We start from the raw sequence: 26,586 nt of genomic DNA, 5'->3' as shown, positions 1-26,586 counted from the left end.
TGGCAGTGGTCATCCTAACTATATAGACACCGAATACGGCGTCCTTCCCTTAAATTGCACAACCTCTCGAATCCCTTTGCTATGCAGCAACTCTATAGCTTCTACAAATCCTTGCTCCATATGCCCAACCTGATGTGCATCGGAACCGATACATACGGCTCTGCCGCCTAGATCCAAATACATGTCGAGAATGTATGAATGAGGATGAATCCAGCCTTGTCGGTATAGTCCGGTCGTATTCAGCTCCAATACTTTCTGCTTCTCGATGATAAGCTTTACTATATCGTATAAAACAGACCTGCATGACGCGATATCTTCGTCATACACCGGGAATGTCGTATATCTCACCACATAATCCAAATGGGCAACGATATCGTAATTGTCCATCTGGTCCACAGCGTCTCTTACATGGTTAAAATAATGCATAAGCCGCTGCTGAATCGGCTTATCATGAAAAGCCTTTTCGGAGAAATCCAGTCTTCCATCATTGTGCGCAGATAACAAAATGACGTCAAATTCGTGCTGAGCCAAATAGTCATCTATAACCACTTTATAATCGCTTCGAAAGCCGACCTCAATGCCTTTGCGAATTTCAATCGGATATCGCTGCGACAGCTCTTCTACTTCCTTGTTGTAACCAGCCCAATCAATATGAACATCCTGCTTGAAATATTTGCAATCATACTCTAGATGATCTGTCGTTACGAGAGCAGGCTTCCCCAGCGCAACTGCGAATCGCACGAGCTCCTCAAGGCTTGAGCTCGAGTCAGGCGAATAGGAAGAATGCACATGCTGATCGATTAAAAGATGAGGTATCGTCATTCTTTACTCCTTCTCCTTCTATTGGAATTGCAAGAGATTACGCCCTTCGTCCGTCATATCGAACAGGTGAAATTTATTCGGCTTTATGCCGATCGAGATCATCTCCCGCTCCTTTAGCTGCTTCTCATTATCCGTCAGCAGACGAATCATCATATCGGCTTGCCCGTCTCGATCTGTCAGCTTAATGAGCTGCCCATTGCCTAAATGCTCAATAAGATCAATTTGCAGCCTTATAGCTGCTTCACTTGGCTGCTCTGCAATGAACAAATCATGCGGACGTATACCAAGCTTGACTGCTTTCCCGATATGCTGCTCCTCCAACCTGCACGGCTGCGGAATTTGCAGCTCGAATAGCTTCGTCTTTACCCACTGCTCATCCGCTCTCTTCTCTACAACTCCATCAATCAGGTTCATTGGCGGATTACCTAGAAAACTGCCGACAAACAGATTAGCGGGATGATTGAACAGCTCATTTGGAGGCGCGTACTGCTGAATTTTCCCTCCATTAAGAATAGCTACGCGATCGGAGATCGCTAGCGCTTCCTCCTGGTCATGCGTAACAATAATGGTCGTAACGCCTAGCTTACGTTGGATTTTGCGAATCTCATCACGTACATCCAGCTTTAATCGCGAGTCCAAGTTAGACATCGGTTCATCGAGCAATAGAATTTCCGGGTCCTTGGACAACGCGCGCGCCATGGCGACACGCTGCTGCTGTCCGCCTGAGAGCTGAGATGGCTTGCGATCGAGCAGATGATCGATTTGCAATATTTTACTCGTTGCGAGTGCACGCTCATAAGCTTCCTTCTTAGCCATTTTCCGCTCGCGAAGCGGGAAAGCAATGTTGTCACGAACCGTCAAATGAGGATAAAGCGCATAGGATTGAAACACCATTCCAATATTCCGATCCTTAGGCTCCACATGATTGACAAGCTTATCCTTGAAATAAATTTCACCTGAGGTTGGCTTCAGCAGACCTGCGAGCATCATAAGTGTTGTCGTTTTTCCACAGCCAGAAGGGCCTAGCAGCGCAACAAATTCACCCTTTGCAATCTCGAGATTCAATCCGTCAACCGCACGGCTGCCCATTTGCTTACCATCATAATCTTTTACGATATTTACAAGAGAAATCATACCTGCTTTGCTCCTCCCATATTGATCTTCAGAAATATTTTTTGGGTAAAGATATAGAAAATGACTAGCGGGATCGTATAAAACAAACCAATCGCTGTAATTAATCCGTAGTTCAAAATGACATTTTCCTTCGTCACCAAACGAGATAGATAACCGGCCAGTGTCAGCATATTGTCATCGAAGATAAATAGCTTGAACAGGAACCATTCGCCGTAAGCGCCTAAGAAGGAGAATACGGATATCGCTCCAATACCCGGCAATACATACGGTACGAGTACTTTCATGAGGGCGCGAAATCTCGAGCATCCATCTACCATCGCCGCCCATTCCAAATCCCAAGGCACTTCATCGAAGAAGCCTTTCATAATATACACCCGGCCAGGCAATGAGCCCGTAATCGCGACGAGAATAACGCCTAAATACGTATTGACCAGATTCATTTGAACAAGGATAAAAAACGTAGCGATAATGAGCGTAATCCCTGGGAAGGAACGCATGAGGAACAGAAACTTCATAGCGGCCAGCTTGCCTGTGAAATCTAGCCTGGAGAATGCATAGGCAGTGGGTACAGCAATACCGACTTCAATGACCACAATTAGAATGGAATAGACTAATGTATTAAGCACAATGGGCCAAATCGCCGGGAGAACAACACCTGCATACTCGATTGGCTCTTTTACAAAATTGAAGTTCTCCAGCGTAAATTGCCCCGTCGTGCCATTAAGGGTAGCTGAGAGAAAATACCAGATAATCATTCCGATGATAGGCATCGTAAAGAGCAGCATATACGTGTGTACGAGCAGTTTTTTTGCAATACTTGTCGACATAATGGCCTCCTAATCCTCAATGCGCGATGGCTTGATCATTTCATCGAAATCAAACAGCCTCAGCAGCCATAATGTCAAAATAAGCGAGATCAGCACAACCAGTAGCGAAAGAGCGGCCCCGTATCCATAATATTTCAAATTAAAAGCCTGCTGGTACGCGTATAGAGATAACGTCGTCGTGTCTCGCATAGGCCCGCCGTTTGTGAGCAGCAGGATGAAGAAGTAGGAAGACACAAAGCCGATAAGATCCGATATCGTAATATACATTAACGGCCACTTTAATGAAGGAAGAATAATCTTGGTGATGACCGATTTCTCGCTTGCTCCATCTACTTTGGCAGCCTTATACAAATCCTCCGGTATAGAGCTGATTGCAGCCGATAATAGAATCATGCCTCCAGAAGTTGTAGACACAATCGTAGCAATAATGACAATTGCCATCGCGATTTTGGTAAACCATGAGATGGGATCGCTGTCTGGCTGGAATAAGAGCAGAACTTTGTTGATCAGCCCACCCTCCGTGGGATCAAACAAATACTTCCAGAACGTTACATATACAACTGCAGGTATGATGCTCGGGATTAGCCATAGGACACGATAAATGACTGCCGTCAATTTGCCCTTTAAGAAATATTGGGTTGCAATTGATATAAACAATCCAAAAAACAAAGAGAACACAAGTGTAATAACGGCAAACAAAACGGTGTTCCACAGTATTTGAGGCATGCTGTAATCAGTAAAAATTCGCTTGAAATTATCGAAGCCCACAAAGTTGATTTTCATCGAAGCATTCAAATCCGTGAAGGACATAATAATGGTCGCAATCGCTGGAAGAATGAAAAATACGAGCACGAGCAGCGCAAAGGGCATAATGAAAAAGTAAGGATACATTTTTTTGGCTAAAGGCTTCTTGTAAGGCTTCTTGGCTAAAGTCACTGGGATCTCCATAATGAGATCTGCACCCGCTTCCTATGAGCAAAATAAACGGAAAGGTGCTCTAGTAAGCAGAGCACCTTCTCGGTATCATCGTTATTCTACAATGAGACTGTCCGCTGGTACGTTTTGTTTGACATCCTTCTGGAATAGCTCGAATGCTTGTGCTGCTGTTTGGCCTTTGGTCAGAATAGCATCAATACCAAGCGTGAACGATTTCATATAGACCGCATAATCCATTTGAGCCGGACGCGTCTTCGTGAACTCGATTAAGTAGGCATGATCCTTATAGAAGCTCATTTCTTGGAAGCGCGGGTCTTCTTGCGCTGCCGCTGTTACAGGAAGCTTGCCGCTTTTAAGCGTGTGATTAATTTGCAGATCCGCATCCAATACGCGTTCAATCAGCTTCTGAACATACGGCATTTTCTCATCATCAACCTTAGCTCCTACGTAGATCAACGCTGGGTTGCTGTAAGATACAGGTTTTCCGCCTTGCTCTACCGAAGGAACTGGAATCCAGATCGCATTTTCCTTAAACCAAGCCTCATAGCCAGCCAAGTCCTCATCCATGCCTAGCTGCGTGCGCATCACTTGATAAAATTCCGTACGCGCAAACTCAGCGAACAATTCACCTTTAATGAACAGCTCGGCAGCCTTGTCCGTATCAATCTCAGCAATGCCCTCCGTCACTACGCCGCGCTGCTTCGCATCCTGCCAAAATTCATAAACCTTCTCCGTGTTTTTCGACAGTACCATCTTGTTCTCTGCCGCATTATAGTTATAGTTGTCGAATGTGTAGTTCCAGCCCTCGAATCGTGTATCTTCAACGCCGAAGCCTACCTTAACCAGCTTCTGCTTAGCTGCCTCATCTGCAAGATCGACAAGCTCACCGAACGTGAAGCTTCCAGCATCAACACGAGCCTTTAGCTCATCGATTTGTGCAGCTGTCCAACCAAGACCTTCCAGCGCTTTGCGGCTAATGAATACGGGAGAAGCATCCATATCCTGAATAACGCCGTAGTAGTGGTCTTCGTACTTCATGATGTTGTTGTAGGATTCCGGCATGTTCTTGAACACATCTGAGGTTCCTACCCAGTCCACATCACGGATTAGTCCAGCATTTAGCTGCCAACCGATATCCACGCTGGAGTTAATAAATACATCTGCTACTTTATTCGCCTGCGCCTGCAAAATCAGCTCGTCATCACCAATGCCAGGCCACCAGTCAATTTTTATTTGTACGTTCTCTGACTTTAGCTCTTCGTTCAACCGTTTTTCTGCTTCTACGAAATTGTCCTTGCGTGCTCCCCATGTGTTCTCGCGAACGGAAATCACGACCTCTTTCATTTTGTCGCCATTGCTGGAAGCATCCGTGCCGCCATTTGCAGCAGCTCCCGTATTTGAGCCTGTACTACAACCTGCTAACAATGTCATACTTGTCATTACACTAACTAATCCAAGAGCTAGCTTCTTCATTCTTGTAAACCCTCCTCGTTTTCCAGTTCTCACTGGCATAACTCAACTATAAAGGAGAATTGTAAAAACTGTGTCAAATGCACATTAATAAATTGTTTTATTATTTTTTCAGTTGCGATGTTGTTGTTTTATAGAAAGTGAATATGTTTTAGATCGTAAACACTTGTTCAAGCGATTGATCCAATATAAGAATAGCTTCTTCCATCTGCTCCACGCTTGTAATGAGCGGCGGAACAAGTGTAAGGACATTGCCGCTGGATACCTTGAAGCTTAGTCCGCGGGACAAGCATTCATAGAGCACTTTTTCAGCACCCTCTGCTTCCTTCTCCTTGGTCACCCGATCCGATACGAGCTCAATTCCCGCCAGCATCCCTTTAACCCGAACATCGCCAATTACAGTATATTTCTCCTGCAGCTTTCCAAGCCGAGCAATCAGCCATTGTTCCATATGTCGTGCATGCTCTAACAGGTTTTCCTGTTCGATGTATGCAATGGTAGCCAGTGCAGCCGCACAGCCAACAGCGCTTTTCTCATGTGTATAATGTCCGAGCGAAATATCGCCCGCAACATCTAGATGCTCTCTGGCTATAATGCCTGCCATGGGGAATATTCCGCCGCCAAAGCCTTTACCAATGACGACGATATCAGGCACAATGCCATAATGCTCATGCACGAACATCGTACCCGTACGGCCAAGTGCCGTTGGTATTTCGTCAAGGATGAGCAGCACACTGTAATCATCACAGATTTGACGAAGCCGCTGCATATAGGCAACGCTCGGAATTTGTACATCCGTGCTCCGAATAGGCTCAAGAATGACCGCGCACACATCTTCTTCTCTCTCCAGCATGTAGCATAGATAATCTAGATTCCGATCGTTAGCTTCCTCTCCCTCACCAAAGATCGAGCGATAGCTATTATAGGGCATCATATGCTCCGTCCCCGACAATAGAGGTCCTATCCCGCTTCTAAACACGGCTTCGCCGCCAACCGATATGGCATCCAAGCTTGCGCCATGGAAGGAATCCCATGTCGAGATCGTTTTGTGCTTGCCGGTTGCCCTGCGCGCAAGCTTCAGCGCTATGCCGATCGCACTGGTGCCGCCTGGCGCAAACAGCACCTTGTTCAGATCACCAGGTGCTAGGTCGACTAGCTTCTGTGCCAGCTTAATCGCGATCTGACTCGTATACCGACGCGGCAGAAATGGCAGCTGCTGCATCTGCTCAATGATGGCATTCATCACATACTCATTTTTATAGCCAACCTGATGCACGCTGTTTCCATGAAAATCGATAACTCTGCGCCCATCCTGATCCTCAATGTAGATGCCTTCTGCATTTACAATTGCATTCAAGCATGGCGTAGACATCGACTGATGAAGAAAAAGCTTGCTGTCCTGTTCCAGTACAGCAAGCGTCTCTTCACTTAGATGCTCGTCCTGCCAAGCCCCGCGAGCATCCGTTCCATTGATATCTCCTTCTATACGACTATTGATGCGGATTTCCATATGGCAGCTCCTTATTCATCAATCGTATATTAAGTTGCTCGATTGCCGCAGGCAGCTGAGACATGTCTTCAATCACAGCGTGTGCTCCTGCTTCTATATATTGCTTACTCACAGCAGTAATCATATGACGTTCTTCTTCTGGTGAAAGCTGCTGCACCTCAGTCTCCGTAAGACCGAGCATGGAGCTGCCTTTCACAATGCCGATCGCCCAAACACCCGCACTATTCGCCTCTTCCATGTCAGAGGTCGTATCTCCAACCTTAACCACCTGCGCATGGTGGCGGAGATTAAGCTGCTTCATATTCTCATAGATCATGTAAGGATAAGGTCTGCCTTTATCCATAACCAAATCTGGCGTTACCCAATGGTCAGGCTCATAACCGTTTTCCTTAGCAGCTTCGGCCACAATGGAAAGCATAGTGGAGGTATAACCTGTGGTCGCTCCGATCTTTAAGCCTTGTTGTCTGAGTAGCGCTACCGTTTCTACTACATATGGATTCGGCTTTCCGAACTGCGAGAGAATAGCGAGTAGTCTAGGCTCAAACCGGTCATGCAGCTCATCAATATCCGCCTCCGTATGGCTGCGTCCGAACTTCTTTTGGAAAGCAGCTTCTATTCTCGGCATTTGCAGCAGCGTCTGAATATGATCCCGCTTCAACTGCCCCATAGGAGCACGAACCTCGTCCATCGTTAATGGAATGCCTATTTCCTCAAAAATACCGAGAAATACCTGCACCGGCGCAAAGCAGCCATAATCAACCGTAGTGCCTGCCCAATCAAAGATTATGCCTTCAATTCTCATAGTGGCTCTCTCCTACATAACGTAATAGGTGCGTATTCAAACGTTCCATGTCCTCCGCGTGCACATCTCCCATATTCCCAATCCGAAATACATCGATATCCGTTAATTTACCAGGATAAATAACAAAACCAGCCGACTTCAAAAAGGTATAAAAATGCTCAAATGTGAATGAAATATGTTTCGGATACAAAAAGGTTGTGATGAAAGGTGACTGCAGCTCCCTCGGCAAGTAAGCTGTAAAGCCCGCTTCCGTCATCCCTTCCACGACGATTCTCTGGTTGTTGCGATATCGTTCATGACGAGCTGCTACGCCGCCCTCTTCCGCTAATTCCAATAATGCTTGTTTAAAAGCATGCACAACATGCGTCGGCGAAGTAAAGCGCCATTTGCCGGAATCCCGCTCCATTGTCTCCCACTGGTCATACAAATCGAGCGATAACGAGCGCGCTCTTCCTTTGCACTTCATGAGCTCATCCCTTCGGCACAGAACAAAGCTAAAGCCTGGAACACCTTGGATGCATTTATTCGCGCTGCTGATAATAAAGTCGATCTCCAGCTCCTCTACGGCAATCGGAATGCCGCCAAAACTGCTCATCGCATCGATGATGGCTATGCGATCATTTCGTTTAATGACCTCCATCACTGCTTCAAGCGGATTTAGAATGCCGGTTGTCGTCTCGCAATGAACCATAGCGACATGCGTAATCGACGCATCCTCTATCAGCTTCTTCTCAACCGCACGTGAATCAACCGGCGCATTAGCTTCAAACGAAAGGGAAACATGCGGAATACGAAGCACTTTCGCGATTTCCTCCATACGTCTTCCATAAGCGCCGTTTATTATTACGAGCAGCTTGCCATCATTCGGAATGACAGAGCCAAGCGTCGCTTCCACGCCAAAGGTGCCGCTGCCCTGCATAAACACAGTCGTATAGTGCTCCTTGGATGTGCACCCCACCTCTAACAACTGCTGCCGAATCTGTTCAACGATGGATTTATATTCATGATCCCACGTACACCAATCCGTTTGCATCGCCTCTTTAACCGTTGCAGTTGTCGATAACGGCCCTGGCGTCAATAATAAGTAAGGATTGCTCATAGTCCCTCCTGCAGCTGCAGCTCGTATTTGGGATAAATCGGATTGCTCCAAGCTACTTTTCCCCAAGCATCTACGCATTCTACACGTACATATTGCTCATCATCCTGAATGATATATTCCGCTCCGGTGATGTATACGCCAGTAGGATCCATTTCTGCTAAGCCATTGTTCGGAAAAGTAATAAAACGAATACTTCGCACAGGAGAGCACACGACTCTTAGTCTATTGCTCTCTATGCGGAGATCATAAATCTTCGGACCATTTGAGCTATAATATTGGCCTGCTTTGATAGCCTCGATAATCGCTTGCTGCTCTAGTCGCTCACTATCTACCGTAATCCAGCCTCCATAAAATTCAGACACCGCCATATCCGTCGGGCCGCCGTGAGCATCGTCTGCCGCAATGGCGTTGACCTGCTTGCCTCGCTTCAAGACATAGTCCCAGTAGGATACGCCATAGCCAACTGCCTCTTGAATCTCGGATTGGTGATTATATATTTCTATCGCGGCATAACCTTCAAGCTTAAGCAAATCCTCTTCACGATTTTTGGACCATTCCGGATGATTCATAATGACGAGATTTCCTTTGCTTCTCATCTCATCAATCAATTGCTGAATCGTATCCAAGCTCTCATAATCCGGCTTCGCATGCTCCTCATCGTGGTGAAAGGGCTTCTCTGCCTGCAAGGATCGATCCAACAGCCCATGCATATGATATTGCTGACCAGTCGTTTCGCGTTCCATCTCGCAAGCCATTTCATAGCCATCCAGCAGGATGAACGTTTCCGTGTCATAGGCATCGCTGTGGAAGTAGATTTCATGGTCGCTTAAACATATAAAATCATAGTCCTTAGAACGATACGCATCTATCATTTGCTCTACCGTATATTCGCCGTCACTGCGAACGGAATGCGAATGAATATTGCCTTTAAACTTTTGACGACCAGCATCTAAAAAAATGGCATTTCTCACTGCTATTCCTCCTCTATCAGATCATCTACAAAAATCGGATTAGACCATGCTATTCTACCCTTCTCATCCACGCACTCCACTCGGATATAATTCATGCCTGCCTGAATCACCATACTTCCAGTGGTCATTAATTCACCCTTCTCGCGTTCAACATGGAACGGTCCACGCAGCGGAAATGCTTTGAACATGATATATTGGCAAGGTGAGCACTCCACATAGACGAAGCCATCCTCTACCCGGAAATCAAAAATTTCAGGACCAGAGCTGGAATAAAATTGTCCTTTCTTCAGTGCCGTAATAATGCCTGCCTGCGAAAGCTCATCTGCCTCAACTGAAACCCAGCCGCCGCCATACTCCGGAATCTTGCAGCTTGGATCATGGTCATGCGAATCATCAGCAGCGATACCGAACACGCGCTTGCCATTTTGCAGTGCATGATCCCAGTAAGCCGCACCATAAGAAGAGCTCGTCGACCATTCCGTTGCGTGATTATAGATTTCGATTGCAAAAAATCCATCGTATTGAACCATATCCTCGAAGCGTGTCAAATGCCATTCCGGATGGTTGAACACAACAAGATTTCCATGTGCCTTCATTTCATCTATCAGCTTCTGCGGGGATTGTTGCCCTTCCCAAGGGATAGGTACCTCAAACGATTGCAAATGCTGGAATCTTTGCTCCATAGACTCAACCGTTGGATCGTCCAGCACGCCAAAGTGGTAGCCTGGGTCTTCATCCGGCACAAGATTCAAGCCGCCTCTCTCCATACCCGGCAACACGATGAACGATTCCGTGTCGAAAGCAGCGGTACGAGCGAATACATCATGATCCGTAATGCTAATGAAGTCGTAACCTATAGCCTTGAACGCAGCAACCGCATCCGACGCCTCTTGCGTTCCATCTGACCATGTTGTGTGCATATGCAAATTCCCTTTGTACTTCCTTTTGCTTTTATCCAAATACACGGCGTCTTTCATCATCGTCACTCCTATTTTCTTAGTCATTCACTCGAATGAAATGATTGCAGAAGAATATAAAGACAAGCACAAACAACATATTGTTTTTATTTGCTTTTAGCTTTATTTATGTTGTTTTAAACATTCTACTGCGAAAATTCGACCAATACAATGCGATTCGAAAGATTTAACATAGCGATTACAAACTTTACACAACAACAAACAACAACAAAAAAAGCCAGCAGAGAAGTCTTGCTTCTCTACTGGCTTTCCTGATTATGTGGAGGGTGACTATTCAGATGGCATCATCCATCTTGTATTTGCCTCTTCCAGCTTCGCTTTCCATGCTGTCGGAGGTTCTAACTCCGAAATTACAATATCAATATCGTGGAAATCGCATATTTTGACCATGGACCGCTTATCCCATTTCGATGAATCCGCCAAAATAATCGACGTTTCCGACTGCTGAATCCATTTGCGAGTAAGCGACGCCTTCTCATAATCATAGCTCGTGAATCCATGCTCGGTTGATAAGGCGTCCACCGTTACAAATGCTTTATTCACAAAAATATCAGACATATTCGCTTCCGCAATCGCTCCCGTTACACGAAGATGCTTCACATTCACTTCACCGCCAAGCATAATCATTCGGCCATCGAACTGATCTCGTTTCTTGAGCTCAATTAAAGCCATCAATGCAGAAATTGAGCTCGTTAAGACGGTTACCTGCTGCTTCTGAGCGAGAAATGGGATAATCTGAAGCGGTGTTGTGCCTTCATCTATGAAGATCACATCATAGTCTTCAATGAGCGTAAACGCAAGATAACCAATCTTTTCCTTCGCCTCTTGATTAATGCAGGCTCTTTCGAACAGAGTAGGCTCTACCTCAACCTTGAGCTTAATTGCCCCGCCGTAAACCTTCTTCAACTTATTTTCCTTCTCTAGATCATCCAGATCCCTGCGAATCGTCTCGGTTGTAACCTCGAACATACGCGCCAGGTCGCTCGCAATGACCTTCCCATGCTCATTCAGCAAGTTCATAATACTTAGCTTTCTTTCTTCGCCCGCGAGTGACATCGCAAACCCTCCTATTCTACTTCACTACTATTCTCACGCACTCATAGCTTATAAAGATGCAGTTGCTGAAGGCGAGTCCGGAATAGTCCCAACCAAATTCCGCATCCATCTCTGAGAGCGATAACGTCTATATCCGATCAAGGCCTTGCTAATCTCTTCACATAAAAATAGACCATAAACCCATTCGAGCGGCAGATGGAGCACATACGCACCAACGAATACCGCCGGCAATGCGATCCCCCATGTCGTAATTAGAATCATGTTCATCGTAAACAAATTATCTCCACCTGCTCTAAACATACCGACAATCCACACATTATTCAAGAAAAATGCGGTCATCGCTAGTGCTTGCAATAGGAGAACATTTCCTAAAGAAGCATGAACCTCAGCGCTTAGCTTCGGAAACACAAGGGACACGAACGGCGAAACGATCACAAGGACAACACTAATCACTATACCAATGATAACCGAAATCCGAGTAAATCTACGACCATAATCCATCGCCAGCTCTTGATTATCCTGTCCTAACTTTTGACCAATCATTACCTTCGCTGCATAGGCAAATCCGTGGATACCCATCATAAAATACCCCTGCAGCGTATTCGCCAGCTGGAATGTCGTCAATGCTGCGATACCTAATGACCCGAAAGCTACAGCGTACAACATATTGCCAATCGACCACATGCCTTCGTGGAACACGAGCGGCGAGATCGTTTTGAGTACCTGCTTACGCAGCTTCACAGGAAAACTAAACAGCTCCCTAGCTCCAATATTAAAATAATACGATTTACTATAAATGAAAACAAACAAAAACAACAGACTTATACCCGAAGAAATTAACGTTCCCCATGCGGCTCCTGCAACACCGAGTTCGGGGAAGCCGAGTTTTCCATAAATGAGGCCGTAGTCCAATACAATATTAACAGCCATTGCGAATAGTCCGACATATAACGTGACTTTAACCTTCCCGATCGAGCCAAGCGCCTGAGCATAGGCATCTCGAATTGCACTAATCAGAAAAACAAACGCCATAATCGTCACGTATTGCACACCAAGCGGTATTAATTCAGCATCCTTAATAAAAAGCGTTAGAATTGGCTCCTTCCAAGTCGACACAACCACAAATGCCAGTAAACTCATACCTATTCCAATCAGCAGCATAAAACCGAATGTCGCCCGCATAAGCGTATACTGCTGCTTGCCATAATATTGGGTCATGTAGGCGGTCATCCCATAGACTGCAGTAAGGATCATCGATAGAATGAAGCTAATTCTGCCCGCCGCGGCAGTTACAGCGACTGCTCCATCCCCTAAGCTAGTCACCATAAGCATATTAACTAACGAGAACGAATTGCCAACAAGCATTTGCAGGACAGACGGAATGACCAATCCTTTCATCTCGCGATTAAACTCTGACTTTCTGATCGTATTCATCCCTAAGCCTATCCCTCATTCTTATTCAAATTATACGACAACTTGCATGTTTTTCACATAGTTTCAAGTAATCACACAGTAGTTTTTATGTGGTTTATATTGCTTTCATGTTGCCTAACCTATCATACAAATTGTTTGTCTATTAATCAATGCATGTTGGGGCGATAGGAGATGGTTTACAAATACTTTACATTTCGCACAACAAACAGACTACCTCCTATGTACAGGAAGTAGCCTGTTCTTTAACCGTTTGCTTTCGTTTTTGTTCATTTTTCATATGCTTTCTATCGTTTTGATCGAGTTTTGCTAATCCAGACTAACCGCTCTCGCATTAAGTGCATGTACTCGGATCGTGTCAACGGAAAGTGGAAGACCATCTGCTTGTGTTATTACAATGCTCTTGCTTTCTCCTGGCAGCAAATCAAAAAAGTTGTCACTCATACGGACATTGCCTTGGGCAATTTGAATATTGATCATCCGAGCAACAGCAGCATTAGCCTGAACGTGTAACGTGCCTTGCTCACCATCCCAATGGGCAGCAAGACTGGATTCAGGTAGTCTAAGAAGTCGGTAATCTCTTAGGTAATAGTAATTGTCAAAGCAATCCCATTGTTCAGCAGACAGCTTCACTACAACTTCTTCTGCCGGAATGTCTCCGAGCAATTCATTTTCTTCCCACTTGCCTAGCTTAACAGCTGAATTTGCTGTTACTTTAGCCACAACCTCCTGCCGCTTGATGAGAGTCCCATCCATATGATAAATCTTCAGTTCCACGTTGCCCTCATAAGTATCCAAACGATCATTGACTGCCCAAAGCACAATAGGACTTTCTGGTTCGTAATCAATAGTCAGCAAGAGTGGATGATAAAATTTACGCGCGTAATAAAAGGATGCTTTTGGCAGCAGCTCATAATCAATTAGCGACCAGCTTGTCCCCGGCCAGCTGTCATTATGCTGCCAGATCAAGGAACCGCTTGTCCGTGCTTTGTTACGGCGATAATGCTCGATGCCATATTTGAGTCCTTCTGCTTGTGTCAGCATGGAATAATTCATGTACTCCTCAATATTGCTCGGAATACCAGTAAATCCTTCCATAAGTAGAATACCCTTTTGATGATTCGTATCTTTGTTGCGATAAGCCATCTCTGTGCTGCCCCAGTAAAATTGTCCTTCTGGGATATACTTCTCGAGCGTGTAGCGATTAGCAGAAGCATGCATGCCGAATTCGCTGCTGAATAACGTATAATCCTTTTTATAATTTTTAAACGTGACACCTTCGATACTGTAATCCAGCATTGTTTTTTCGCCAAATTTGCGTGGATATACGGATCCGTGCCAAACTTGCCAATTATGACGATCTCCTTCATTAGGATCATTAGCATCGTTACCTCCATATGGAGACGATGGCCAATAAGGACGCGAAGTGTCCAATTCACCAAGTAGCTCAGGTATAAGCTCATGATAGATCGTTTCACCATAAAATGGACAAGTAATGTCACCATCCGCAGACTTCATATCGTATAACCAATCAATTTCGTTATTGCCGCACCATAGTGCCAAAGAAGTATACTTTCTCAACCGCTTAATATTATAGAGGGCTTCCTGTCTCACATTTTCCATAAAATCGGCATTGAAATCCGGGAATAGAGCATTAGCGAAAGCGAAGTCTTGCCATACCAGCAAACCGAGACGGTCACACTCTTTATAGAAAACATCCTTTTCATAAATACCACCCGCCCATACACGAAGCATATTCATGTTGCTGTCTACTGCAAGCTCTATCAAATCCGTGTAGCGCTTATCTGGTGCACTGCCAATAAAATGATCAACAGGAATCCAGTTGGAGCCTTTGGCGAACAGCTTTACACCATTAAGAAGGAAAGCAAAAGCATGATTACCTAGATCATCCTGTAATTGAAGCTCAATTGAACGAATACCAAAGGATTGACTATATTGATCCACAGGAACATCATTAGCAAGCAGTACAACTTCAAGCTGGTATAGATAAGACTCACCAAGATCATGCGTCCACCATAATTTCGGGTTACTAATATTGAGCAGGCAGGTTGTACTCTTGTCGTGAACCAAATGAGTTGATTCAGCAGCAATACGGCCTTCTACATCGACTAGTTTGGTTTGGACAACGAAATCTTGATTAGAAGAAAAGCGTTTCATATCAACCGATACTTGTACCGAAGCCTGTTCCAAGCTACACGAGAGTGATTGAGCAAATACGCTATCCAAACGCGCCTGGACACTTCTAAGTACATGTACTTTTCCCCAAATGCCTACTGTCACCATGCGTGGACCCCAGTCCCATCCATAATTCATGGCTGCCTTTCTTATCCAAGGACGTTCCTTCGTATAAGAGGACCATTGCATAAGCGCCTTGTCCTTATGATGAAGGGATAATGGATCAAATTTAACTGCAATCGTATTTTTACCAGGCTTCACAACTCTAGTGATATCAAACGTATAGCCACGATGCATATTCGCGGTTTTACCGATTTCTAGACCGTTGACAAAGACAGTTGCAAACGTGTCGAGACCCTCAAAGAAAATCTCTAACTTCTCTTGCTTCTGCAAGCCCTGGTCCAGTTGAAACTTTGTTCTGTACCACCATTCCTTGTCCTCAATCCAGCGTGAACTGATATCGTTATGTCCAAAGTAAGGATCGGTAATTAAGTTTCTTTCAATAAGTGTTGAATGGACACAGCCTGGTACTTTAGCTGTCATCCAGAATCGGTCGTCTAGACCTGCATCAGCAATTTGCAATGCTGGTACTTGCCCTATGTCATAACCCTGTAATCTCCATTCTGCTGTAAGCTCCATATAACCCTCCAATGCAATGAATAAATTTCAGGTCCGAGTAAGTCTTAAGCTAAACACACTTAAGCCTCACCGGACCTGATAACTGTCTGTATAAGTTAAATCGTTGCCTCTACCTTTGTTACTTGGTTACGAATTGTTAGACTCAGCAGCTTTACCTTTTTCAACGAGCGTTTCATAAGCTTGCTCTAATGTAATTTGACCGAACATGACAGCTTCTAGCTCTGATTTGTATGTCGCTGTGAAATCTTCAGCGCCAGCTGGTGCTGGATAGAATGGCAGCGCATTCGTTTTAGCTACATCAAGAAGCTGAATACCTAGCTGTTCACCACTTGTAAGGGTAGATTCAATAGCTCCCAACACTTCGCTATTGATCGGAATACCGCGAGTTGTCCCCAGAATTTTACCAGCCTCTTGGTCAGAAATGAACCATTTCAAAAATTGTTTAGCTTCTTCGATATTTGGGGAATCCGCATTGATAGAGAAGAAGATCGTTGATTGTGCCCAACCACCACCAGCTGTTCCAATTGGATAGCTATTCACTTGAATATCTCCATTAGGAAGCAATGCTTCTACTGCTGTTGCAGAACCAACGGAGGAACCTCGCAGCAATACACGTCCTTTAGCAAACGTATCTGTTTGTGGATCATTTTCTTTTGCAGAAAGCTGCAAATCCGCTTTCGGCACAATGCCTTGCTTCGAGAATTCAGCGTAGATATTGTTGAATTCCATCCAAGTATCTTTGTCTAGGTTAAATTTCCCTTCCTTGAAAATTGGTCCAAGGCCTTTTGATGTTTGGTAGAACTGATACCATTCCCAAATATTTCTCAAATCATCAATAGGATATTTATCGCTAGGCAGCTTTGTACGAGCTTCACGAGCAAAGTTAAAGAAATCTTCCCACGTCCAATTGTTTTGCGGAAGTGTTACGCCGTATTGATCAAGAGCGGCCTTATCATATACCATCGCTTGTCCGTTATAGCTAAGCGGTATCCCATATAATTTTCCGTCAATTTTCACGTTCTCAAGTACATTCTCGTCAACAATGCCTGACAGATCGAGATCAGACAAATCAGCTAACAAACCGCGCTTAACGTAGCTCTCGATATAAGCTGCATCCATTTGCAGCACATCCGGCAGCGTCCGAGAAGCCGATAGAGTAGGCAGCTTGCTCCAGTAGCCATCCCATGCTGTAAATTCTGGTGTGAATTTGATACCCTCATTTTTACTCGTATAAAGGTCTAAAACTTTGTTCGTTGCTTCGTGACGTCCATCAGATCCCCACCACATGATTTTCAGATTCTTCTCACTCGCAGCAGCTGGGGTATTTGAAGCTTCCGGAGACTTGGATGAGCTGCATCCAGAAATAACTAGAGCCGAAGCAAGAATACCTGTCGTTAACATTTTCAACCAAGGCTTTGCTGTTTTCATACTTTGAACACTCCCTTTTTTAAGTTGTATATATAAATGTGGGTGTTGCTGTTAGTTGGGTAGAACTAGCCTTTAATTCCTGTTGTCGCAATGCCCTCAACGAAGTGCTTCTGTGCCACGAAGAAGATAATGGCTGATGGCAGGACAGACAGCAATGACATAGCAAGCAATTGTCCCCATTGCACTTCAAACTGGTCAATAAACATCCGAAGACCAAGACCAACTGTGAATTTCTCAACTGAGCTCAGATAGAGCAGCTGCGAGAAGAAATCATCCCAGCTCCACAGGAAGGTGAATATTCCTACGGTGTAAAGGGACGGCTTGATTAGCGGCATAATAATTCTAAAGAAAATGCCATATACCGAAGCACCGTCAATTTGAGCCGCTTCATCCAGTTCACGTGGAATTCCTCGAATAAACTGCACAACCAAAAAGATAAAGAAAGCTCCTCCTCCAAAGAAGTGAGGTAAGATAAGCGGAACGTAGCTATCTACGAAACCAAGCTTGTTATACAGGATATATTGTGGAACGACGGTCACTTGAGCAGGCAGCATAAGTGTTGCCATTAGTACAGCGAACCAGAAGTTACGGAACCTGAAATTGAGTCTCCCAAAGCCATAACCTACAAGAGCCGCTGTTAATACACCACCAAGTACATTCCAAAACTCCATCATCAGTGTATTGGCGAAAAACGTTGTAAACGTATATTTGGATGAAAAAGCCCAGCCATCCGTATAGTTCTGCCACATCCACTGCTCAGGAAACAGAGATGGTAAAGATAACTCCGCGGTGCTTTTGAAAGAGGCACCGATCCACCAAATAACGGGGTAGATCATAAGTAAAGAGAATGGGATCAAGATAAGATGACTTCTCCAAGACCTCTTCGCTTCTGCTGTCATCTTTATTTCCCCCCTTCTGATTCGTAATGCACCCAGTATTTAGATGCAACGAAGTTAATAACTGTGAGGAGGCCAATAATAAGAAGCAAAATCCAACCTAACGCAGAAGCATAACCCATTTGAAATTGCTTGAATGCCTTTTCATAAAGGAACAGAACATACATGTAAGTCGAATTTGCAGGTCCACCTGCTGTAATAACGAATGCTGAGGTGAACATTTGAAAAGCATTAATGATGCCAAGAACAAGGTTGAAGAACATAACTGGCGAAAGCATCGGAATGGTAATATTGGAGAACTTCCTGAAAAAACCAGCTCCATCAACAGACGCGGACTCATACAAATCTTTCGGAATCTGCTTTAATCCAGCCAAGAATATAACCATGGTTGAACCAAACTGCCAAGCACTAAGAAGAATGAGTGTGCTAAGTGCTGTCTTGGGATTAGAAATCCAACCAATTCCTTCGATGCTAAACCAGCTTAGAATATGGTTAATGTAGCCATCCAATCCGAACATATTGCGCCATAGTGCGGCCACCGCGATACTTCCACCGATAAGAGACGGGAAATAGATCAATGTTCGATATAGACTCATACCTTTAATATCTCGATTAAGCAGCATGGCTACCATTAAGGAGAAAAACAATTTGATAGGGACTGCAAATAATACGAAGGTAAAGGTGACAACAAGTGATTTGATAAACAGTCTATCTTTCTGAAAAATAGCTTCATAATTGCCTGTTCCCACCCAGGTCGGGGAATCGAGAAGCGAATACTGCGTAAAGGACAAATAAAAGGATTGTATAATTGGCCAGAGTGTTAAAAGAAGAAAGCCTAGCAGCCAAGGAGAAATAAAAACGTATCCGGCTACATTGTGCTCATATTTTCTTTTGGTGCCTATTTTTTTTCCGAACATAGCATTACCCCATTTCTGTTAGAATCGATCGTATCTGTTAATGATTACGCTTTCTTTAGTTCATATTAAAAGATGAAACGAATTCAGTCAACTAAATTCGACTAAATTTTATGTATAAATTTTTAATAAAGGTTTACTTTAAGCGATTTCAACAATAACAAAAAAATGCTTAACGATTAATAATAGAAAAAACGTCCTTGCCTCCTCGGGCAAAGACGTTCTATTTATAACTTTCTGTTTATGATCATTCGCTGTAGCTATTGGAAGAGAGCGTAGCAACCCGCGGAGTAGCTATGCTGCTGCGAATAATAAGATCACTTTGCAACAACAACTTTTCATAAGGCATATGAGTATTTGTCAATCTGCGCAATAGCATATCAACAGCCTTTATTCCTAGCTCTTCACTCTCCGCATTAACCGTACTCAGCTCCGGAAACTCCTCCAGAATATCCAGATCATTGTCAAAGCCCATAACGGATGTGTCGAGCGGAACACGAATGCCCAGCTCTTCCATTGCACGCATGCATAGCGAGGCTATTTTATCATTGGCACATACGAAAGCAGTTGGCAGATTGTTATGTTTAATATGCTCGAAACTGCGCTTGATAAGCGACAGATTATCAGGGTGCATCGTTGGTTGGATAGACAGCAGCGCACGGTCTGGTATATATGAGATTTCGTTTTCCTCTAGCGCAGACTTGAAGCCATTCCAGCGGTCAGAAAAACTCCGAGCAAAACGCCAATCGCCAACAAATTGAATATGGGTATGGCCTTTACCAATCAAATACTTCACTTGCTTACGAACGATATCATAGTTATTCATAAAAACACTATCTGAACTAACGAGATCATCTTCGTGATCAACAAGTACAAATGGTACACCGATATGACGAAGATCAACAAGCATAGAAGAATTGATAAGTCCGATACCGATGATGCCTAGCAAACCATCAGGGCGCATCACTTTATGGAAGTTGCGTGGTAGATCATCAGTAATAAGCACGGATGACGTCCCACTTGCTTCAAGGTTTTTGAAGACACCATCAAGTATTTTTCCCCAATAGCCGGAATCTCTATTCTGACTGCGAATGTTAGGAATTAGAATACCTACAAGTTTGTCCTGATCTTCATCTAGTTGTTTACCGTTAAGTAATCGTTTACCAAGTTTCTGCTCGAGATAGCCTAACTGAGAGGCCACTTCGAATATTTTCCCCCTCGTTGCCGCACTAATGCCAGGCTTCCCTGATAGCGCTTTGGAAACGGCATACTTCGACACTCCTACCCTGTCAGCGATCTCTTGCATCGTTACCTTTCTTGGCTTATCCATAAAATCATTCACTCCGAAGCTCATATTTAGTTAGTTTACTTGTAAACCTAACAGATTTCATATCATCATAACAAATTAATGATTAGCTGTATAGAATGTTGTACCTACATTCAACAAACCCAACGAACACGATTTGGGCAGAATGAACCTGTACTTCATACCTATACAACAGCAGCAAGTCGGATACGTGATGGACGGCAGTTACTACAATGTTTCCGTCCTCATACTATGGAATCTGTGCAACAATCGAGAAAAAATGATATTATGTATGTTGGGTAAAGGAACTTTACTACTGCTTATATCGTTTTTAGATCATGCATCAAGAGGAGATAATATGAGTAACGAACAAAACTTTTGGCTTGATTTGCCAAAGCCATTTTTTATATTAGCGCCAATGGAAGATGTCACAGATGTTGTATTTCGTCACGTCGTTCGTACAGCTGCAAAACCCGACGTGTTTTTCACAGAATTCACAAGTACTGATAGTTATTGTAACCCCGCAGGAAGAGACAGTACTCGTGGTCGGTTAACGTTCACAGAAGATGAGCAGCCGATCGTCGCCCATATTTGGGGCAATAAACCTGCATTTTTTGAACAGATGAGTATCGATATGAAAAAACTTGGTTTTCGTGGTATCGATTTAAACATGGGATGCCCCGTCCAAAACGTTGCTTCCAATGGAAAAGGCTCTGGATTAATCCAACATCCTGAACTTGCAGCCGAAATTATTCAAGCAGCAAAAGCTGGTGGATTGCCGGTTAGCGTGAAAACAAGATTGGGTTACCATGAGGTTAATGAGTGGCGGGATTGGTTAGGGCATATATTGAAACAAGATATTGCGAACCTATCCATTCACCTTCGTACCAAGAAAGAAATGAGTAAAGTTGAGGCGCACTGGGAGCTAATCCCTGAAATAAAAAAATTACGCGACGAAATTGCACCTAATACGCTGTTAACCATCAATGGAGATATTCCTGACCGCGCGACAGGATTGAAATTAGTGGAACAATATGGGGTTGATGGTGTCATGATTGGCCGCGGTATTTTCACCAATCCATTTGCATTCGAAATAGAACCTAAAGAGCATAGCGCGAAGGATTTTCTCAATTTACTTCTTTTACAGCTAGATCTTCACGATCAATATTCAAAAGAAGACCTGCAACGTCCATTTAAACCGCTTCTTCGCTTTTTCAAAATCTATGTTCGTGGATTTAGAGGCGCAAGCGAGCTAAGAACGCAATTAATGGAGACCAGGTCGACGGATGAAGTCCGCCGGTTAGTCCATGGTGTTTTAGAACAGGAATTAGATTAAAACAAATAATGAGAGACCTCCCAAAAGTTCAATGAACGCTGGGAAGGTCTCTTATTTTTTTGCTGCACACAGACCAGCATCATCGACGGTTGTATTTCTTTCATAATTCTTTCATAGCACTATGTTACACTCTACGGAGCTTCGCAAGCTCTGTATTTACCTGAAATCGCTTTAATATTCTAGGAGGAAGATTATGAAAAAAATAATTACTTGTTTTGTTGTATTCACATTACTTACTTCTTTATTTGCAGGATTACCCATTCAACCAAAAGCAATAGCAGCTGCACTCACTGATGAATACGGCTTTAAGGAAACCCCCTTATCATTAGCACCAAATGCATTTACTCTTCCAGATAAAGGATACATTGAAAATATTAACATCATTGAAGTAGACGATTCTAACAATCTATATGTGATTGCTAATGAAACCTACGTCAGTGCTAGTGATATTTTCCATTTTACAACCGATGGAAACTTTCAAGGCCGTTTAATTACTCGCGATCAGTTAGCCGCTCAATTGACAGGTGCAAGTTGGAATACAAGCGTGGGAGCGCCTACTATTGAGCCAGTTAAGATGGCTTTTTCCAAAGAAGGTCTAAATCGTTATCTATATATTGTCTTGAAAGATGAGAATGCAGGTTATCCAATGATTAAGCTCGACTTATCTACAAATACGGTTGTCGAGGATAATCTGCATGTATTTACATCCAGACCTACGGCGATGCAAAAGGGTAAGGATGGTCTCATCTATATTTCCTCGTTTGCATGGAAGCATTACTCCATCTTGGATACTGCAGCTGCCCCTTTAGCAGTTACAATAGTAAATGCGACATTGAATGATTATATTTCGGGCATTGTATCTACAGAAGATAACAGATATCTAGTCAATGGACCTTCCAAAGCTTATATTTGCAATGAGCTAAATCTGACGAATTGTACTACGCTTCATACAGATTACTCTTATTCCAATCCTTCTGCCTCAGAAAATGGTAAATTTAGCGCGTTGGGTGCAGATACTTTATTTGACAACTACCTTGTTCTTAATGAAAACGAAACCATTGAGATTAAAAATGCTTTTTTACTTCGCTCTTCCTTTATTGAATTTACAAATAACGGAGATTTAATCATAGGCAATCAAGCAGGCATAAAGTTATATTCCTATAACGATTCTGAACGAACCTACACCTTTGAGAACATTTTAAACAGTAATCGTGGAGAAGTTTATGAGAATGAATTCATTCAAATGATTGTAAACCCGGATAATGGTCATTTCTTTGTTGTTGATCTAAATACTAATCATCTTGATGAATTCGACGAACAAGGCATATATATACGCAGTAAAGCTTTTCCTAATGAAACTGGAAGAGTAGCTTATCACGATGGATACTTTTTCTCCCTTCTAAGTGACGGCTCCCCGAATATGGACATTATATCTGCTGATGATTTCACCCTTCTGAAGACGGTCTCGTTCGATCCGAATGACATCCTATGGACGCCAAACGGACAGTTTCTAGCCCTTTATAGCGATAAACTAGAACAATATTATTGGAATGCCGCAACCAAAGAGTTAGTAATAGAACATACTTATCCGGTAGGTGGATATGGCCTGAATATGGTTGGCGATGGAGAACAGATTACTTTCACCGAAATAAATAGCAGCAATTTGTATTTACTAAATCCTAATACGCAGCAATTTGTTGATACAACACATCAGTTAGGCTATGGTACTAGTATTATGGATAGCTCAGGTTTACTAATTCATCATGATTGGATAAACTTATCCATCATTAAACCGAATTACGGGACTGTTTATCAAAACCGAAATAACCTTTATTCCATGCAGTGGAGTTATTACTCGAAGGATAGCTATCTCGTTCCAAAAATGGGTTATGATCCTGCTTCTCAAAAATATAAAATGATTCCTGTTCTCGTACAGATGACTACACAGGATTCAAACGATGAGGCTTCATTTACAACAGTCCCTGAAACACTACTGTATCCCGCTGCTCTTGTCACGGGTACGACATTAGACTTAGGCATTGACTTTCCCTTTAACGGAACAACCCTAAGTGAAATTCAAATTACAGACTACCACGGCGATAGTAAATTATTTTTCACGGCTCATCCTGAGACTGGAATCGTCGTAAATGATTTACCTGATGCCATCTATCATGCCGTAATCGGCAGTGAGATTGGAAAAAGAATGGCGGTTGTACAGTTTTCAAATGTAAATCAGTCATGGAATAAAGGAACATTGCAGATTATCTTTTTTGAGGAAACAGGAGAAATTGTCGTACAGGCTGAAACGCATCAACCCACCTATGCGATGTCGGTATATACTTATCGTAATTATGGAAATGAAGGCTACCGTGGTTTCCCATCAGGTACAGCTCAAAGCATTCATCTTCTAAATGATTCGTTCATAGCTAAGTACGGCAGAGCTTATATTCCTATCTTATTAAAAACAGGAAATACACTTACAGCACCAGTATTGAACACTCCTTTAGATAAAGAGCTTTTCGACGCAAATCAGGATGAAGTCATTCTAGAATGGACAAATTCCAATAGCTCTGCCAACTATAATAAGCAATATTTGCTGCTCTCTACAGATGCTGGCTTTCTCAATTACCAACAGTTCGATGTGACGGGTCAAACCAGCTACAATCTGAATACCTCACCGTTGTTACCAGGTAATCCTTACTATTGGAAGGTGCTGGCGGTGAATACAATAACTGCTGAAATCGCAATGTCAGATTCGCAACAATTTGCATTTAAGAACTGGACAATTGATCTAGCAATCAGCAGTACATCCTTTGCTACAGCACCCGTACAAGTAACGCTAGATACTTTAAATCTTAACTTTATCAAGAAGGCTGGCGTTGCTGTAAGCACCTCCCCGCATCCCACTGTAGAGGATGAGATGCTTGCTCTTACTGCCCCTTATCAAATCGTAATGAACGATACGATTAATGGACTACAGCCGGATACCATATATTATGCCAGAGCATTTGCTACAGATGGTACTGAGACCCGATACAGCCAGCAAGTTTCGTTCAAAACAGAAAAATTCAAGTATTCATTGCAACTGGAAAACGTTAACTTCTCACCCACGGTAACTACTGCTGTATATTCAGCAACCGTTCCCTATGAAGTATCCGTAACGAAGGCTACTTATGATCAAACAAAAGGCATTACCTCGGCAGAACTATGGGTCGAAGATTCATCTTATGGCTGGGAAACAGATATTCCACTACAAGTGGGGTTGAATAAGATAGCATCTCGCTTCACAGACGCTGTGGGTACTCACGATTCTACTATACTTGTAACAAGAGAAGCAGCGCGTCTTGCAACAGCAGCAACGAATGTGACTGCTAGCGCAGGCAATGGTACTGCAACCGTGCGATTTGACACACCAACTGACAGTGGCTCCTATCCAATTGATAAGTATGTAGTCACTTCACATCCTGGAAATATTAAAGCTGAGGGTACGACCACAGAGATTGTAATAACTGGTCTTACGAATGGAACGAGTTATCGTTTCTCGGTACAAGCAGTGACAGCTGCGGGTGACGGATCCGAATCCGGTCTATCCAATACAGTTACACCACGCGATGAACAAGATGTACAAATTCCGCCAACAACGGGCAATACGGGTCAATCTCCTGCATTTGATATTTGGATCAATGGAGATGGCGTCAAGGCTGCTAATCTTAATGGAGAATCGAAAATTGTCTCCTCCAGAGAAGAAAAAAACATTAAGCTGGAAATTTCTCAAAAAGCTTGGACAGAGCTATTTGTTCCTCAAGGCTTTGTACAGCTAGAACACCAAGGGATCGAGTATCGCTTCCCAGTCGAGAATATTATTACTGATCAAATGAAGCAGCAGCTGAACATTTCAGAAGGAACAACGTATTCCGTCGTATTGCATCTGCAGATGGATGAACAAAAATCTCAAGTCGGCTCGCTGCCAGCAGGAGTTGTCAGCAACGGAAAGCTCATTAAACTGAAGCTGGAAATCCATGCAGGAGAGAAATCAGTAGAAATTAACCGTTTTAATCGCTTTGCACAGCTTCGTTTCCCGATTAATTCAACAGATCTAACGACAGCTGTTCGGCTGGATGAGAAAGGGATTTCCCATATTCCGACCAAGTTCATCACGAAGGATGGCCAAACCTTTGCTGAGCTAAGTCTCATTAGCAATGGCAGCTTCACAATGATTCAATACTCGAATAGCTTTAATGATATTCAAGGACATTGGGCAGAGAAACAAATTCAAGAGCTAGCCAACCGCCGTGTAGTCGTTGGATTTGTGGATGGAGGCTTTAATCCGAATCAACCTATTACTAGAGCACAGCTAGCCGCTCTGACAGCAAGAGCCTTAGGTTTAGGCGAAGTCAGCTATACAAACGGATTTAAGGATGTCAGTCCAGAGGCCTGGTATGCCAATGAGTTGGAGGCTGCAGTCACTTTTGACTTGTTAGAAGGTTATGATGATAGCAGCTTTAAAGGAGATAGCTTAGTCACTCGTGAGCAAGCCATCGTCGTTCTTAATCGTATCGCCAAATTGACGGGTATCCGTGTTAAAGACGATGCTGTGCTTTCTGCCCTTGCCTCCTTCGACGATGCAAATCAAATATCATCTTGGGCACAAGCAGATGTAGGAGCGGCATTGTCAACTGGGATCATTCAAGGCCGCAGCAATGGACAAATTGCCCCTCAGGAATGGATGACTAGAGCAGAGCTATCTGCGATTTTATATCGCTGGCTATTGCATACGGATCGTCAATCTTAACCTTTGTATGGTATACAAAAAGCACCGAGAAACTCGGTGCTTTT

At 43.5% G+C, this 26,586-nt stretch carries 19 protein-coding genes; 2 read left to right on the top strand and 17 right to left on the bottom strand.

Translation table 11 applies throughout. The features are described 5' to 3' along the window. Nucleotides 1-18 precede the first annotated feature (18 nt). The 17 genes from FGT79_RS22495 to FGT79_RS22415 all read right to left on the bottom strand — a co-directional run bounded on the left by FGT79_RS22495 (nucleotide 19) and on the right by FGT79_RS22415 (nucleotide 20,438). On the bottom strand, nucleotides 19-822 hold the full coding sequence (locus FGT79_RS22495) for a histidinol-phosphatase HisJ family protein (RefSeq protein WP_138755097.1): 804 nt from the start codon (nucleotides 820-822) through the stop codon (nucleotides 19-21). A gap of 18 nt (nucleotides 823-840) precedes the next feature. Then, complete coding sequence (locus FGT79_RS22490) at nucleotides 841-1,956, bottom strand: ABC transporter ATP-binding protein (protein ID WP_246096559.1); 1,116 nt, start codon at nucleotides 1,954-1,956, stop codon at nucleotides 841-843. Then, a complete protein-coding gene (locus FGT79_RS22485; protein WP_138755096.1) occupies nucleotides 1,953-2,783 on the bottom strand; it encodes a carbohydrate ABC transporter permease in 831 nt (276 codons plus the stop codon). The genes FGT79_RS22490 and FGT79_RS22485 overlap by 4 nt, the downstream gene beginning before the upstream one ends. A 9-nt stretch (nucleotides 2,784-2,792) precedes the next feature. Further along, complete coding sequence (locus FGT79_RS22480) at nucleotides 2,793-3,731, bottom strand: carbohydrate ABC transporter permease (protein WP_138755095.1); 939 nt, start codon at nucleotides 3,729-3,731, stop codon at nucleotides 2,793-2,795. Nucleotides 3,732-3,812: 81 nt separating this feature from the next. Then, complete coding sequence (locus FGT79_RS22475) at nucleotides 3,813-5,192, bottom strand: hypothetical protein (protein ID WP_171056379.1); 1,380 nt, start codon at nucleotides 5,190-5,192, stop codon at nucleotides 3,813-3,815. A gap of 148 nt (nucleotides 5,193-5,340) precedes the next feature. Further along, complete coding sequence (pbfA, locus tag FGT79_RS22470) at nucleotides 5,341-6,699, bottom strand: (R)-1-hydroxy-2-aminoethylphosphonate ammonia-lyase (protein ID WP_138755093.1); 1,359 nt, start codon at nucleotides 6,697-6,699, stop codon at nucleotides 5,341-5,343. Next, on the bottom strand, nucleotides 6,680-7,501 hold the full coding sequence (phnX, locus tag FGT79_RS22465; protein ID WP_138755092.1) for a phosphonoacetaldehyde hydrolase: 822 nt from the start codon (nucleotides 7,499-7,501) through the stop codon (nucleotides 6,680-6,682). Before phnX ends, pbfA begins: the two co-directional genes overlap by 20 nt. After that, nucleotides 7,491-8,600, bottom strand: a complete 1,110-nt coding sequence (gene phnW / locus FGT79_RS22460; protein ID WP_138755091.1) for a 2-aminoethylphosphonate--pyruvate transaminase — start codon at nucleotides 8,598-8,600, stop codon at nucleotides 7,491-7,493. The genes phnX and phnW overlap by 11 nt, the downstream gene beginning before the upstream one ends. After that, entirely contained in the window at nucleotides 8,597-9,571 is a 975-nt protein-coding gene (locus FGT79_RS22455; protein WP_138755090.1) for a CehA/McbA family metallohydrolase, read from the bottom strand. Before FGT79_RS22455 ends, phnW begins: the two co-directional genes overlap by 4 nt. Nucleotides 9,572-9,573: 2 nt before the next feature. Then, entirely contained in the window at nucleotides 9,574-10,551 is a 978-nt protein-coding gene (locus tag FGT79_RS22450) for a CehA/McbA family metallohydrolase (protein ID WP_138755089.1), read from the bottom strand. 267 nt (nucleotides 10,552-10,818) lie between these two features. Then, the gene (locus tag FGT79_RS22445) at nucleotides 10,819-11,604 is read right to left on the bottom strand and encodes a DeoR/GlpR family DNA-binding transcription regulator (RefSeq protein ID WP_138755088.1); all 786 of its coding nucleotides are present in this window, start codon (nucleotides 11,602-11,604) and stop codon (nucleotides 10,819-10,821) included. 48 nt (nucleotides 11,605-11,652) lie between these two features. Then, nucleotides 11,653-13,038, bottom strand: coding sequence for an MATE family efflux transporter (locus FGT79_RS22440; protein WP_138755087.1), 1,386 nt, complete (start codon nucleotides 13,036-13,038; stop codon nucleotides 11,653-11,655). A 306-nt stretch (nucleotides 13,039-13,344) separates the two neighbouring features. Then, nucleotides 13,345-15,870 (bottom strand): beta-mannosidase, encoded by a 2,526-nt coding sequence (locus FGT79_RS22435; protein ID WP_138755086.1) that lies wholly within the window; start codon nucleotides 15,868-15,870, stop codon nucleotides 13,345-13,347. Between the two features lie 126 nt (nucleotides 15,871-15,996). Further along, nucleotides 15,997-17,298, bottom strand: a complete 1,302-nt coding sequence (locus FGT79_RS22430; protein WP_138755085.1) for an ABC transporter substrate-binding protein — start codon at nucleotides 17,296-17,298, stop codon at nucleotides 15,997-15,999. A gap of 65 nt (nucleotides 17,299-17,363) precedes the next feature. Further along, nucleotides 17,364-18,197 carry a carbohydrate ABC transporter permease gene (locus tag FGT79_RS22425; protein ID WP_138755084.1) on the bottom strand — a complete coding sequence of 278 codons (834 nt, stop codon included), beginning with the start codon at nucleotides 18,195-18,197 and terminating at the stop codon, nucleotides 17,364-17,366. Between the two features lie 2 nt (nucleotides 18,198-18,199). Beyond that, nucleotides 18,200-19,111 carry a carbohydrate ABC transporter permease gene (locus FGT79_RS22420; RefSeq protein WP_138755083.1) on the bottom strand — a complete coding sequence of 304 codons (912 nt, stop codon included), beginning with the start codon at nucleotides 19,109-19,111 and terminating at the stop codon, nucleotides 18,200-18,202. Nucleotides 19,112-19,355: 244 nt separating this feature from the next. Then, nucleotides 19,356-20,438, bottom strand: a complete 1,083-nt coding sequence (locus FGT79_RS22415) for a substrate-binding domain-containing protein (protein ID WP_171056378.1) — start codon at nucleotides 20,436-20,438, stop codon at nucleotides 19,356-19,358. Between the two features lie 334 nt (nucleotides 20,439-20,772). Between FGT79_RS22415 and FGT79_RS22410 the strand changes: the two genes are divergently transcribed. Both FGT79_RS22410 and FGT79_RS22405 read left to right on the top strand, forming a co-directional pair. After that, nucleotides 20,773-21,750 carry a tRNA dihydrouridine synthase gene (locus FGT79_RS22410; RefSeq protein WP_138755081.1) on the top strand — a complete coding sequence of 326 codons (978 nt, stop codon included), beginning with the start codon at nucleotides 20,773-20,775 and terminating at the stop codon, nucleotides 21,748-21,750. A gap of 193 nt (nucleotides 21,751-21,943) precedes the next feature. Then, the gene (locus FGT79_RS22405; protein WP_138755080.1) at nucleotides 21,944-26,542 is read left to right on the top strand and encodes an S-layer homology domain-containing protein; all 4,599 of its coding nucleotides are present in this window, start codon (nucleotides 21,944-21,946) and stop codon (nucleotides 26,540-26,542) included. Nucleotides 26,543-26,586: the final 44 nt, after the last annotated feature.

This window comes from Paenibacillus sinopodophylli, assembly GCF_005930355.1.
Taxonomy (GTDB): domain Bacteria; phylum Bacillota; class Bacilli; order Paenibacillales; family Paenibacillaceae; genus Pristimantibacillus; species Pristimantibacillus sinopodophylli.
Note: the sequence above shows the minus strand (reverse complement) of the source record. Positions and strands in the feature narration are given on the sequence as shown.